This is a genomic window from Streptococcus australis (assembly GCF_019930045.1).
Lineage (GTDB): Bacteria > Bacillota > Bacilli > Lactobacillales > Streptococcaceae > Streptococcus > Streptococcus australis_D.
Window position 1 is genome coordinate 13,777 of record NZ_JAHZQQ010000013.1, and the last position, 13,978, is coordinate 27,754.

A 13,978-nucleotide genomic window follows, 5' to 3' on the forward strand; every position below is an offset into this window, starting at 1 on the left:
TTAAAAAAAACCAATCTCCCTTAGGAAATCGGCTGCTACTGGAATACGGATAAAAGCAATGGCAAGGTATAATAGAGATTGAGCAAGATATGGCCTAAAATCGGAGAAAGAAGCGCCTTGCTCCGATAATAAAGAGTCCCAAAAATCAAACTCGGTAAGAGATAAATAATAAAAGCTCCTAGCGAAAAAGGATGATGGACAAAATGTAGCCCACTGTAGATGAGGGCAGGGAGCCAAATCTCTGCATAGATGGGCCAACCTTTAAAATAGGCATTTACCAAGGCCCCACGAAAGATCAGCTCTTCTGTCACAGGCCGGATAACGACCATCGCGACCACTAGGATGACTACCCCTGTCGGGCTGATTTCTCGAGGAAAGAGACTCAAAACGGCTGCACGCCCCTGAACAAAACCACTGATAAAGTAGTCCAACCAATAGACCAAACAAGCCGCAAAGATAGCTTCCAGCAAGGATTGAAGCGAGTTCTTCCCCCATAAAAACTGGGACTTCTTGGAAAAACGGTAGACCAAAAATCCTGTAAAGACTGCATAGATGGTCTCCAAGCCAAATAAGGTCCAATAATAACTATTTGCGCTCGCTAAGCTATTAGAAACATATTGGGCCAAGGGACGAAATTGGGGCCGGATATAAAAATAAAACAAGAGGAGAAAGAGGGGGTAAAGCAGAGAGAGCTTTTCTTTAATAAATTTCATAGATACCTTTCCTAGAGCATGACAGATCGTATAGTGCATCTTACCATAATCATAACAAGGTTTCAACGAAAAAGGATGCCGTCCTAGTCTCTAAGATAAACCACATATCCCCCCAATACAGCGACTAAAATCAAGAGACATAGAAGAGTTTCCATCCATACGAGACCTGTCAAAAAAGGAATCTGTAGCAGACCTTGAGCCATTTTCAGAGAGGTCGCTGTGATAACGGTTGGAAAGGTCAAGGCTGAAAAAGCAGGTTGAAAGCCTTCTTTGATCATTCTAGGGAGGCGCGTCAAAACAAAGAAATAAAACCCTTGCGAGACCACCACCATGATCAGTAAGATCCAGGTAGGAAGGCTTGCTCCACCCACACGAACCAGGGCAGCTAAAAGAAGAGAAAAGGGAGCACAATAGATTCCTTCTTGTCCCAATAAGTGGCTCGGTAAGGGATTGCTTTTCAAATCCTGATAGATAAGCGGGTACAGATACAAGGTCAAAATAAAGCCAAACCCCAGGGTAAGATAGGCTAGCTCCATCACTCCTACCACCGGATAGGTCAAGGCTGCCACTGCAATACCCACATAGAGAACCGTCCAACTCGGAGTAGCCTTGGCCCTTGGTCGCGCCATGACATGGGTCTTAGTAAAATAGAGAATCAGACACAGATCCAAAAGGAAAGCGAACCACCAAACCAACTGAGATAGACCTCCAAAGGCGGGAAAGAGGCGAAAAAGATAAGTGGATAGAATCATCCCTGCCATGGGAAAGGTCGCCATCCCAGATAACAGGGCTGGCTGTTGGAGTTCTCTCTTGCTTTCTTGCCAGCGAATCACATGATAAACTAAAAAGAAAAACCAGAGCAATAAACCTGTTAGACTGAAGGCATGACCCAGAAGGGGTAGCGAGTCTGCAAGAAGGTTTCCAGCACCACCCAAACCTAACAGACAACCTGAAAATACTAAAGGAATCTTTTTCATATTGATCTCCCATCATTTTGTCGCTTTCAGTATACCATAAAAGAGAGGGATGCATGATAAAAAAAGAAGTTGGAGAATACCAACTTCTTTTAGAATGTAATCTACCTGTTTCTTACATAATACAACCTAAATGATACTTAAAAATTTAAAAAGATATCAACTATTAGGCTCACTTAGACATCTACTGAAACTTTCCGACGTGAGATAAGTGCTAGAAACATTCTTGTTTCTAGCACTCGGGATTTTTGGAACCTTAGGTCCAAAACTAAGTCATGGAACTTCCTCGAAGTTCGCTGACGTCCGTACTCACCTAAGGAAAGTTTATAAGATGACTCTATCTACAATTTGAAAGAAGTTGGAGAATACCAACTTCTTTTATACATTCTATTAGAAACTAGGCCTGTACGACCATCATATAAAGAAACAAGGATAGGAGAAAGACGATACTAACAACCAGGGTCGCTAACTTAAGCCCTCGGTGGGAGCGCCAATAGCTTGGTTTTCCTAAGTTACTGGTTGCATCTGTTGACAAGGACTGTTGTTGACGCGGTTGCAGCGTAATGAGGACTACTAGCGCCAACGATAGGAACGCGACGACAATCGCAAATACCATTTCCATATTAGGATCCTCCCAACACTCTCAAGAGGGTAAAAATAACTCCCAGCAAAATGACCAAACCAATGACCACATTAAAGATGACATTGATTTTTTCAGAACGCGTCGTCTTTTCTTTCTCGGCTGGACGGCGTTTAAGAGACTCCATCCGGCCTTCTACTTCTTTGTAAAATAAATCTTTCTTACGATCACTCACTGTGTCCACCTATCCCTTCTTGCAAGCGAGCTTTAAAATCAGCTGGCTCGATGCTACTTGATTGGGCAATTTGTTGTGCCACTGCTTCTCGATAGCTATCAACTGATTGGTAGATTTCCTTGATACGGGCTACCATATCTGCTTCTTTTCCTTGATCAAAGATATTGGATTGCGCTAGGAAGTGGCGGTCATGCAGGGTATGGCTAAAGGCAAGAATGACTTGCTGGTGTTCAAAGGCCTTGCGGACAATTCCTTGCACTTCTGCATAGTGATTGATATCTAGATAAATACTAGAGACCTTGAGCAATTCTTTGATCCGTTCTTGGCTGATGTTTTGATACAAGACTACATTTGGATAGCGGACCATGGACAAGAGACTCGCAGACATCTCTGTCAAAGCCGCTACACGGAAGGTCACATTTGGCAAATTCTCTACTAGGTAGGTCAAAGCTTCAATCTGATCCGAATTGGTCAAGACAAAGGCGTCTTTACGGATATCGTCTTTCACCTTATAGTCATACAAGTAGCCAAGGGGACCAAAATAGCTATGCTGGTCTTGTGAGGTCAACTGCAAAGCGCGATGATAGGTCGCATTTTGTGGAATCAAGATCTTCTTGGTCCGGATTTCTGGGCTATTTAGAATCAACTGCATGTTGCCTGGAAGACTATCATGAAGAGGTTCTTGCCATACCAAGACGTCGCGCCCTTTGATCCCTTTATTGCCCAACTGAAGACTAATGCTAAAGGAGGTGGCAAGGGTATTGTAGACCAATCCATCCAAATCAAAACCACGATGCTCTAGATAAAAGACAAAATATTCTAAGCGATTCTTGAAAATTCGCATAGGTTGATGGTCCAAGGTCAAGATCAAATCCCCTGTTTGGTGATTCTCTGTCAAGCGCTCGATGTCCCCTTCAAAATAAGTGGTTACCAATTGCTGGCCTTGATCGCCACAGGTTGTCACGGCAATCTTACGACCGTATTGGTCATAGCGCTCGATCATGACCACTTGCCCCTTGTCATCCAACCACTCCAGGCGCTCAACGATGCGTTTATAGGAAGCAGCATGGTAAGCAATCCGAGCCTTTTCTTGACCATAGTAGGTCACTTTTCCCGAACTGTTATCCCCAGAAACTTCCCAGAAATCAGGCACTGGTACTTCATTAAAGTAGCGACCGCGCTTCTCCCCTTTTGGTTGACCCAAGAAATAGATAAAGGGAGATTCAACTCCATCCGGCAAAAAGCCATTCGGCTCCAAAATGACCGTTGGATGATCAAAGCCAGATTCTTTCATAGAGTGGAGCAAATCCTGGCTCTCACGAGAATAGCTATCAAATACGTTCAGCATGTGTCACCTCTTCTATCAATTGTGTCCAAGCTTCTTCTACTCGGCTGGTCAAAAAGTCTTCTGCACGCGCATAAGATGCTTGACGCATGCTGGCTAGATCATCTTTTTTGTAAAGCTGGATGATTTTATCTGCAAAGGCAGAAGCGATCTGGTCGACCACTTGGTCTGCTGAAGGCGGAATGAGATAGCCATTTTTACCTTCTGTGACAAAGGTCTGGTTGCCATAAGGAACGTCAAAACCGATAATCGGTAGACCCGAACCGATCGCCTCCATCAAGGTCAAACCAAATCCTTCACTGGTCGATGCGGACAGGTAAACCTCATAGTTCTTATAAATTTCCTCGAGATTGGCATGCCCTTTGAGATGGATATAGTCTGTCGCACCCAATTCATCAATCAGAGAGCGCAACTTGCCTTCTTCTCCACCTTTTCCATAGATGTCAAAGGACAGCTCTGGCAATTCTTTTTTGGCCCGAACCACTGCTCGCACCAACCAGTCAATATGCTTTTCAGTCGCCAAACGAGAAGCTGTAATCATAGAAAATGGGGTACGATTTTCGTTTTGTGGCAAGCTGGCAAGGCTTCCAACTGGAATGGTATAGATAGCAGGCTGATGGTTGGTGTATTGGGCAAATTGCTCCGCCAAGATTTCTTTTTGACGGTCGGTCGCAACAATAAAGAAGTCCACCTTGTCTGCATTGGTAAATTGGTACTCGTAGTAGTTGTTCCACAAGATATACTGATCGTCAACATTATTGGCACTGAAGTGCTCTGCGTGAACGACCACGCCTAGACGCGCTTTTTGCGCTTCTTCAAAAATGGGCTGCCCGATATTGGTTTCGCGATCCAAAATCACCAAATCTTGTTTGGTCAATTGAAGGGTCTGCATGAAGTAGCGGATCAATTCTTGGCGACCAACCAGATAACGATCTGGGAAACGATAGATTTCGCGGCCATCTGCCATCTGCATGCTGTAGGCAACCGTCCCGTCTTCATTGTAAAAACGGCGCTCAATCAAGTTGGCTTGGTTGTTCTTGGGAATGAAGTACTCCGTACAATAGCGGGCATAGGAGAAATAATCCTTTCTCACCAATATCCCTCTAGACACGTACTCGCAACGTTCGACATAGGGACTGTTTTCTGAGCGCAAGTAGCAGGTCAAAAAATTGTCCTGGTCCTCATAAAAGAAGCGCTTGATCTTGCCATCGACTTCTTCGCGCGTCGGCTTCCCGGCAAAACCTGCTAAGACCTGGTCAATGGTATAGGTCGTTGGTGCAATTTTTATATCTGTAAAATGGCTGTAGAGCCAGATGATTTCATCATTTTTAAAACCGATATTTTCTGTTAAATGTTGGATATTATCGGCTAGAATCATATCCATAAAGACAAATTTAGCTGGTTGATGGATATTGCGTAACAACTGGGCCCGGTAGGCCTGGGCGTACTCAACACCACTGCTGGCCCAACCGATTCCAAGGTTGATATTGTATACTGTCATAATGTCCTCTTTTATGGGAAATGCAAGACAATTTCCCCTTTTTTATTGATTTCTACTCGACTCAGTAAAAGATTGCGGACCATTTGTTCTTTGGCCGCCCCTTTCATTCGATCAAAGGATTGGTAGGCTTCTTGGAAAAATTCTACCAAAGGATTTTTCTGACTGGTGTACTGACCAGAAAGAGCCATCCGCAATTGTTGCAGATAGTCTACCTGCTCGACCCAGTTTTCATCAATGGCTTTTAAGACAGCCATGCGTTGGAATTGCGCGATCACCTCATCGGTGCCCAAGATCTTATACTTAGCCTCTAACTCGCTCTTCGCGATCTCCCACAAGAAATTCCCTTTGGTTTTCTTGCTACGGAAAGTTTGGTGGGCCTTTTCAGGATCCACTTGGTAGCTAACATTGTCTAAAATATAGCGATAAAAAGCTACCGGTTCCTTGTATTCTTTTTTATGGACTACGCTTGAAAAGACGGAACGAAGCGCTTTTTCAACGACGTCGTCCAAGCGCCCCTCTTGTTTGATCAAGCGGTCACGCTCTTCGTAGACGATGGCACGCTGAATGTTCATACTCTCCGCAAATTCTAGCGTCATCCGTCGACTAGCCTGACCAGAACTTTCACTAGCATTTTGAGCTCTTTCCACCAAGTTTCTATACTTGCGTTTGGTCAGAGCTTTGGCTGAACCAATTCGCTCATCCACATCATAGTCTTGATAGGTATCCTGGATCCAGTCTGGTCCCCAGTTTTTCATCAAATCGTCTTCCAAAGAGACAAAGAACTTGGTCAAACCAGGATCTCCTTGGCGACCTGAACGTCCCCGAATTTGAAGGTCAATCCGCTGATTCATCATCCTCTCAGTTCCTACAACCACCAAGCCACCTAACTCAGCAACTCCTGGCCCCAACTTGATATCGGTTCCCCGACCAGCCATGGAAGTCGCTACGGTCACGGCTCCTTTTCGGCCTGATTCTTTAATGATTTGGGCCTCCCGAGGTGCATTGTTGGCATTGAGGAGATTATGAGGAATTCCTTCACGCAAGAGAAGATTCGAGTAAAGGATCGACATCTCAACGGAGCCAGCAAAGACTAGAATCGGATTGCCCTTTTCGTGGATTTTCTTCACATAATCCAAGGACGCCACGATTTTCTCCGGTAAGGTTTGATAGATTTCATCCGGCAAATCCTTACGGATCTTCTTGCGATTGGTTGGAATCTTGATCACTGACATGGCATAGGTATCGAGAAACTCTGCCTCAGCGACCTTCCCAGTCCCCGTCATGCCTCCCAACTTCCTAAACATCTTAAAGAGATTTTGGTAGGTAATGGAAGCCATGGCCCGTGTTTCTTGAGTTAGCTTGAGACCTTCTTTGGCTTCAATCGCCTGATGGAGTCCTCCTTGCAAGCGGGTCATTTCCATCAAACGTCCTGTTGCCTGGTCTAGCAAGACAATCTCAGGTTGTCCTTCGACATTGGGATGGATGACATAGTCCTTATCCTTAATAAAGTTTTTATTGGCCTGCAGGGCTAGGCTGATATGGCGAACCAAGTCCCGGTATTGGGGATCATAGAGATTGGGAATGGCAAGAAAAGCTTCTGCTGCATGAGCTCCCTTTCGAGTCAACCAAACCCGTTTCTTTTCTTCGTCAAACTTGAAGTCTTCCCCCTCTTTGAAGGTTTGGATCAAGGTGTCAATAATCCCATAAAGGTTGGACTGAACCCGAGGAGAACCAGAAATAATCAAGGGGGTCTGAGCACTATCTAGAAGCACCGAATCAATCTCATCGACAATGGCGTAATTGAAGTCTGCCAAAAATTGGCCATCTGCTGAAGCCGTCAAGTTCTCTGTTAAATAGTCAAAACCCAAACTGGTATTAGTCGTATAAATGACATCTGACCGGTAAATCTCCCGTTTGACTTCTGGATCTAATTCCTCGTCTTCAGATTGTTTCAAGGGAACTCCAACAGTCAAGCCCAAAAAGCGGTAGACCTGTCCCATCTCTTCTGCATCCCGGGTTGCCAGATAGGTATTGGTCGTAATAACCATGACCCCTTTGCCCTCTAAGGCATTGAGATATACAGGCATGGTTGCCGTCAAGGTTTTTCCTTCACCGGTATTCATTTCAGCGACATTCCCCTGGTGTAGGACGATTCCTCCCATGACTTGCACGTCATAAGGAAACATACCCAAGACCCGTTTATCAGCTTCTCGCGCAACCGCAAATGCTTCTGGCAAGAGATCATCCAAGGTCTCTCCCTCTGCTAGACGTTCCCGAAATTCTGCAGTCTTCTCCTGCAGCTGACGATCCGTCAAACGGGCCATGTCATCCTTCCAGCTATTGACTTCTTTTAAGATTTTTTTGATGTTTCTTAATTTAACGTAATCCAATGTAATCCTCTTTTTTTGCAGTGATGTTCGTCTATTCGAGAACTTCTGCTCCCTCAGACGATATTGGTTGAATCGTGAAATAGTGGAAGGTAAACTCTTGCAAACCTGCACTAAGCAAGCGTACTTCATAGGCGTATGCTTGATCTGGATAGGTAAACGGCAAGCGACCTTCTGCAGTTACTCGACGGTCAATAACGTCTCCAAAGCGATCTTTGAAGACGATTTCTACCATAACGGTATGAGCAGGAGTTGATTCGATTTCGATTACCAGTTCATAGTCCTGCTCTCGTTTGAGCAGTGGCAGACTAGGAATTTGACGTGTTGCACCAAAATTCGTCTGCGAGTGCCAAGTTTTCAGCACTTGACCAGATGGCATGAGGGGATTCTGAAATTGAACGCTACCTTGGGCAGTTGCCTGAATGGTCGACCCCCAAAGATAATCTGCTAAAACTGTATCACCCCAGTAGATCCGTCTACTTTCATTTTCTTTCATTTTTATCATTGGCTTTTTCCAAAGTCTCTTTCCATGATTTCATTGTACTGGGTCATAAACCATTCAATGATTGGAGCACTCGCGTCATTGTGCCGACCGGCGCGACTGGTACTAATAATGCGAACCGGTAATTCATACAAGGCTTCTAAAATATCTGGATAGGCCTGCTGGTCGTAGTCATCATCTCTCATATAGGCAAGGGCTAGAATCGTATCCTTAAAGTCCGCCTGTTTAAATCGTTCCCAGAAACGTTGATTGAGCTGGCCGATCCCTTCTTGTGACACTTGACCGATGATCAACTGCATCATATCTAGAGACGTTCCAAACTCATCTGGACGTCTAAATTTCAGGTTAGCAGCGACATCCCCCAGGTTGACAATAGGTTTACCGACTAAGATCGCATGTGGGCAGTATAGTGCCCCATAATAAAGAGCACCAAAGGTCCCCATGGACAAGCCTGAGAAATTCATATCTTTGGGCTCAAATCCGAGCAAGTCCAAGTGCTGGTCAATAAAGGCAGTGATTTGATTTTCCAACTCTTCTGAACCCATATAGAAGGATCCACCTTCTAACCTAGGGTCCGAAAAGAGAATAAAGGGACTACCCATAGCACGCATCATCCCAAATCCTTCAAATCCTTCGGCCGGACGATACCCAGAAAAGTAAATGTTTAAAGGGGGCTTCATATCGCCAGGATGGAAATAAGCAAAGATCTCTTGGCGTTTTTGGTCCCGTAGAGTCTGAGCCCCTACTGTCATGCCTCCTAAGGGACCATGTGACAAGCGCTTGTGTAGAGCTCCTATCGTAAGCATCCCCTCTCCTTTTGCTTCCAGCGAAAAGGCTAGGTAATAAGGTTCTGCGCCGTCCAATTCTAGTGGTTGCTGCATTTCTTCTTCTGAAAAAACCGCATCTTTGACCCACTCTCCCAGAGCACCAAAGTGGTAAAATTGGATCCGCAATTGCAGCTGACAGCTTGGATCTTTTTCGTATTCCAACCAAAAATTGATGGGGCGACTAGCATCATACACATAGTTGTAGACCCACTGAGCAATTGGTGTAAACTCTTTACCGTATGGTCCATCTAGCTTAAGAAAATGTTTCCCCAGCACTGTTTGCTGACCAGCAAAATCAGGTCTCACTCGCAGGTCACGAACCGTAAAGGCATCTCCATATTGATTGTCGTATAAAAAGCGCTCTAAGACATAGAGAAATTGATGCTTGTTTGAGAAGTCCCAGGGTCTCGCTTGCTTGAGACTTAAGAGGTGGGCTAACTCTTCAGAAGGTGCCTCTACCCCATGGCTCTCATCATAAAAAATAGTATAAGGTTGAAAATAAGTCAGGTCTTCTCCTAAAGCCAACAAATCTTCTGGATTCTCTAGGATCAAGGCTTTAAATTTAGAGATTTCCTCTTCTTCCATATAGGCTTTGAGCGATGGAAGAGCGGTGGCTTGAAAAAAGTGCCAGCCTAGTCCAGCAGGAAGTTCCACCTGATCCTGCCAACTGCTTGATCCGATTTGGAGAATATGGGGAATTTGTAGTTTTTTATCCATGACGTTCTTTCATCCATCCTTCCCATTTCTCGATCAGGCGCTGACCGGTGTATTCTTGAATTTTTTCTATCGAGTAGACCAAGGCTTCATTCCATGGCTTCAATTCCAATAAGAAGTGCGTGATTGCCTTTTCTAATTCCTTGTCTCCCTTTGATAAGACATAGCCGTTTTTCAAATGATCGACATATTCTGTCTGGACGCGGTTGACCTGAGGAATCCCCGCAGAGATCCCTGCAATCTGCGTATAGAGGTTGGGTTCCTCGCTTAAATCGACAATCAAACGTGTTTTTTCCAACTCTTGTATAATGTCATTTTCACTTGAAAAATTCTTAACCACAAAACGGTAATTCGGTGCGTCTTGTACAGACTCTTCATCAATGATCTGGTTTTCACCAAGTCCTTCTGACTGACTTGGCGACTGAACAAGATGCAAGTCCTGCTCACTAGCGATTAACTCCTCGAGTTGTTGTTCTAGCTCTTTCACCCGCTCTGGTGAACCATTATAAAAAGAAAAAACAACTTCAAATAAGGGATATTGCGCCAAAATTTCCAGAACCTTCTTGAGCTGGCTCTTACTTGGAAGCTCGCTTTCATTGACATAATAGTAAATCTTTGATTCCTTGCGCTCCTGACTAGAGCCCAAACGGAGACGGGAGTCAAAAGAGGTAATCCGATGTGTCTTCTGAGCCAAACTAGGAGAAAAGACCGCAATCGCTTCTTTGGTTTTTTCACTATCTGTAATCAAGAGCTGGGCATCTATCATATCAAAATAGAGGGCAAAGTTTTCAGCAGACAGGGGCTGGCGGTCCCCATAGAAAGATAGGACTTTCTTAACTCTACTCGCTGTATCTTGTAAAAAAGCCAAATTAGCTGGGTGAGCGGCCAATACCAACTGATCTCGCCCTGGGACTAAATTCAGTAAATGTTCCTTCATTTTTTCAGAAACGACTTCGCCCATATCGGCATAACTTTCTTTTTTGAATGCATGGTGGAAAGCCTCATTAACCAGTACAGATCGACTTTGATCGGTTAGCAATTCCCTCAGTATCCATTGCCCATCAAAATGGAGATATTCTTGAAAATAAGGTTTCTCATCCTTATAGTAAACTCTACTAGAGATAAACCCGCGGTCATCTAAATATTCAACGTAGAGGATTTCGTCCTCCTTATAACGAGTCAAGGTAAGGATATTGCCGTCCACTCCCGTGTCAATTTTCGCTAAACATTTCCCTTTTCGAAACGCCATCACCAAAAAGGGAGTATAGGAAAATGTAGTCTCACTTGGCCATTCAACATCCTGGAGCTGGACCGGGCGCATGACCAAATCAGACGGAACTCCTTGGATCTCATCAAAAACCGAAAGGACATCTGTCTCAAGTAAATCTTGGCGATGTAAAAAATAACGCAGCTGGGGACTGTATTGAGGTAACAACAATGTTCGATCCATTCCCGCTTCTTGAAAAATACGAACTTGATTAATGGTATCATCAAATTCAATGGACTCTCGCATCCAGTACCAAGGGGTAGCTGTCTGCTGCCAGATACGATCAGTTCCATACCAGGCTGGTACAAAATAATACATAGTCTCTCCTAGAATATTCTTGTATAACGTTGGTTCACGCGAAGGGCGCGAATTTCTTCTCGGATATTGTAAATCATTCCGACAAACATGAGAAAGGTCCCTGGGATCATGGTCAAACGTAGAAGCTCTTTATCCCATAGCAAGATAGAAAAAGGAAGCGCAGTAAAGAGGATCAGATACAAGGTTCCAAAGACTGTCAAGCGTAGCACAATACCATTGATGTAGCGACGTGTATCTGCTCCAGGATAGACATGATCGATATACTCGGACGCTTTCATCATCTTATCTGCAATTTCTTCTCCGTTCACATTGACAAAGGCGAAAGCAAAAGAGAGAAGGGCGATCATCAGAATGTATAGAAGAATCCAAATCGGATCTCCCATGACCAATCGCTTGGCTAGATGAGCAGCCCATTTGGCATTAGGATCCATTGATAAAACCAACAGCATGGCATATTGAGGAATCGATACCAAGGTCATAGCGTACATGAAGGGCATACCTCCTGCTGGATTGATCTTGATATCTAAAAAAGTATAACTTTTAAGATTATTATGGATGCCTAGTTTATTGACAGGAATCTGATACTTGGAATATTCAACTAAGACGGCTACATAGACAAAAATTAAGAGGAAAATCACGCCCAGAACATAAGCGATTCCCGGAATATTATTGACATTTGAAAGGGCCTGCATTACATCTTCTGGAAGGTACATAACCATTCCCGCCATCATGATGACGATAGAATTTCCAAGCCCCAAAGCAGCATTTAGATCGGATAACCAAACTAAAAAGAAAGCACCAGCTACCATAATCATGGTATTGACTGCAATGACAAGGCCTGAATTCAGTCCTGTTTTCAATGGCAAATACATAGCCACTGCCAAGGACTGGACGATGGCGAGCACCAAGGTCACGTACATCTTTCGCCGCTCCACAATCTCCGAACTGGTTTTTTCGAGGTTAAAGCGTTTTGAAACGGTAAACATCCTCCACAAAATCATGGAAGACATCCATGGGGATAGACCGATCGAAAAGATCGACATCCCACGGAGATTCCCCCCCATCACAGCACTTGAGAGCTGTAAACCGGTTGTCGTTCCCTCATTGAGTCTCAAGGCCTTTGATAAGTCAACAAAAGGCAAGGAAATTTTACTTCCCAAAACATAAATAAAGACGAAAAATATCGTCCAACAAAATCTCTTTCCTACTTCAGATCGTTTTAACATTTCTTTTAAACTTTCTCTTACTCATTTTGGCTGGTTCACTTGAGAAATAGCCTTTAAAGATGTGTGTCTATAGTACATTATCTCAACTTATTTTACCATAATTTGCTTATTTTCTAAACATATTTGTCACTAATCCTTAATATTGTAAAAAAATATGAATTTGATACCGTATTCAATAAAAAATTCTTCAGATTTATGTCTGAAGAATTCTTTTTTATCCTATTTATTTCTCTAAAGCCATAATACTATCAATAAATAATTTCTTTGTAAAATAGCCATTGCGGATCAAATAAGAAGTATATTGAGCCTTTTGGACCATTTGGGCATACTCTTCTTCTGTGCAGTCTTGAACCAGACGATTAGCTTCTTCAAGACTAGATGCTACAAAGCCAAGCCCTTTTTCTCGAATATAGTCTGCATTTGACAAATAGTCTGGCACTACTACCGGAAGACCTGCAGACAGATAAGTCGATAATTTGTAGGAAATATTTTCTTTGTAGTAATCCCGCTCATCCTCAGGATTCTCTGAATTTCCCCAGACAAGTCCAAAACCACCCTTAGAAAGCTCCAAAAGCAACTCTTGCTTGGTCCGCCAGCCTTCAATATGGACCTTAGAATAATCAACTCCTTCAACTGGTTCGGTATAGACATGAAGGGGAGTATCATATTTCCAGTCGATGATATGAGGGAAACGCGAAGGATTTCCTGAGAAGATCAACTTTTTCTCAAATTGCGGAGTGTAGAGTTCCAAACTGTGGGTCAAATCCCACAACTTTTGGACCACATATTTTTTAACTGTAAGCCCTTCTGATACTAGACGATGGTACATCTGTTCTGATGGGACAACAACAAGGTCGCTCTTATTATACATCTCAATATAAGCAGGCATGAGATAATAATTACTTTCAAACATGAGAGGTGGGACATCATGGATGAACATGACTAGTTTCGTCTGAAGAAGTTTTAACTTATCCACCAAACGATTATCCCACTCAATTCCGTTCCAAGAAGGTGATTGAACGAAGACGATATCTCCAAAAGCTACACCTGCTAAAATACCATCCATCCGTGAATTCAACTCACCAGCCGGTTCATTCGTTTGATCATAAAAATAGATTCCAAGTTCATTGACCCCAAGTTCACGAACCACATTCATAATATCATTTTGCGCCATCAGAGCAACACTTTGCGAAGATTGCCCGAATAAATTTGTAAAATGGATTTTCATTTCTTCCCTCTAACTCTTCTTTTTGATCTATATTCGTAATTCCATATAGCAGGGATAAACTTTCGCAAATACCCTTCCCTATATCGTTTTACCGAAAACTTCCTTGACCATTATAACATATTTTACAACTTCTTTAACCTTTTTAATCAATAAAAGACCGG

At 43.4% G+C, this 13,978-nt stretch carries 12 protein-coding genes; all 12 read right to left on the minus strand.

Going from position 1 to position 13,978, the window contains the following annotated elements; translation table 11 throughout:
- Positions 1 to 35: 35 nt before the first annotated feature.
- Positions 36 to 713 (minus strand): CPBP family intramembrane glutamic endopeptidase, encoded by a 678-nt coding sequence (locus K1J10_RS04140; protein ID WP_223355967.1) that lies wholly within the window; start codon positions 711 to 713, stop codon positions 36 to 38.
- Positions 714 to 796: 83 nt separating this feature from the next.
- Positions 797 to 1,690: a TDT family transporter gene (locus tag K1J10_RS04145; protein WP_223355968.1), complete on the minus strand. Its 894-nt coding sequence runs from the start codon at positions 1,688 to 1,690 to the stop codon at positions 797 to 799.
- A 394-nt stretch (positions 1,691 to 2,084) separates the two neighbouring features.
- Positions 2,085 to 2,309, minus strand: a complete 225-nt coding sequence (gene asp5 / locus K1J10_RS04150; RefSeq protein WP_009731765.1) for an accessory Sec system protein Asp5 — start codon at positions 2,307 to 2,309, stop codon at positions 2,085 to 2,087.
- Position 2,310: 1 nt separating this feature from the next.
- Positions 2,311 to 2,502 (minus strand): accessory Sec system protein Asp4, encoded by a 192-nt coding sequence (gene asp4, locus K1J10_RS04155; protein WP_037613955.1) that lies wholly within the window; start codon positions 2,500 to 2,502, stop codon positions 2,311 to 2,313.
- The gene (gtfB, locus tag K1J10_RS04160; RefSeq protein ID WP_223355969.1) at positions 2,495 to 3,850 is read right to left on the minus strand and encodes an accessory Sec system glycosylation chaperone GtfB; all 1,356 of its coding nucleotides are present in this window, start codon (positions 3,848 to 3,850) and stop codon (positions 2,495 to 2,497) included. The genes asp4 and gtfB overlap by 8 nt, the downstream gene beginning before the upstream one ends.
- Complete coding sequence (gene gtfA, locus K1J10_RS04165; protein ID WP_223355970.1) at positions 3,834 to 5,348, minus strand: accessory Sec system glycosyltransferase GtfA; 1,515 nt, start codon at positions 5,346 to 5,348, stop codon at positions 3,834 to 3,836. Before gtfA ends, gtfB begins: the two co-directional genes overlap by 17 nt.
- Positions 5,349 to 5,359: 11 nt before the next feature.
- Positions 5,360 to 7,744 (minus strand): accessory Sec system translocase SecA2, encoded by a 2,385-nt coding sequence (gene secA2, locus K1J10_RS04170; protein WP_223355977.1) that lies wholly within the window; start codon positions 7,742 to 7,744, stop codon positions 5,360 to 5,362.
- A 25-nt stretch (positions 7,745 to 7,769) separates the two neighbouring features.
- Positions 7,770 to 8,240 carry an accessory Sec system protein Asp3 gene (asp3, locus tag K1J10_RS04175; protein ID WP_223355971.1) on the minus strand — a complete coding sequence of 157 codons (471 nt, stop codon included), beginning with the start codon at positions 8,238 to 8,240 and terminating at the stop codon, positions 7,770 to 7,772.
- Positions 8,237 to 9,781: an accessory Sec system protein Asp2 gene (gene asp2 / locus K1J10_RS04180; protein WP_223355972.1), complete on the minus strand. Its 1,545-nt coding sequence runs from the start codon at positions 9,779 to 9,781 to the stop codon at positions 8,237 to 8,239. Before asp2 ends, asp3 begins: the two co-directional genes overlap by 4 nt.
- Positions 9,774 to 11,363, minus strand: a complete 1,590-nt coding sequence (asp1, locus tag K1J10_RS04185) for an accessory Sec system protein Asp1 (RefSeq protein ID WP_223355973.1) — start codon at positions 11,361 to 11,363, stop codon at positions 9,774 to 9,776. Before asp1 ends, asp2 begins: the two co-directional genes overlap by 8 nt.
- Positions 11,364 to 11,371: 8 nt before the next feature.
- The gene (secY2, locus tag K1J10_RS04190) at positions 11,372 to 12,589 is read right to left on the minus strand and encodes an accessory Sec system protein translocase subunit SecY2 (RefSeq protein WP_223355974.1); all 1,218 of its coding nucleotides are present in this window, start codon (positions 12,587 to 12,589) and stop codon (positions 11,372 to 11,374) included.
- 223 nt (positions 12,590 to 12,812) lie between these two features.
- A complete protein-coding gene (locus K1J10_RS04195) occupies positions 12,813 to 13,817 on the minus strand; it encodes a sugar transferase (protein WP_023919263.1) in 1,005 nt (334 codons plus the stop codon).
- Positions 13,818 to 13,978: the final 161 nt, after the last annotated feature.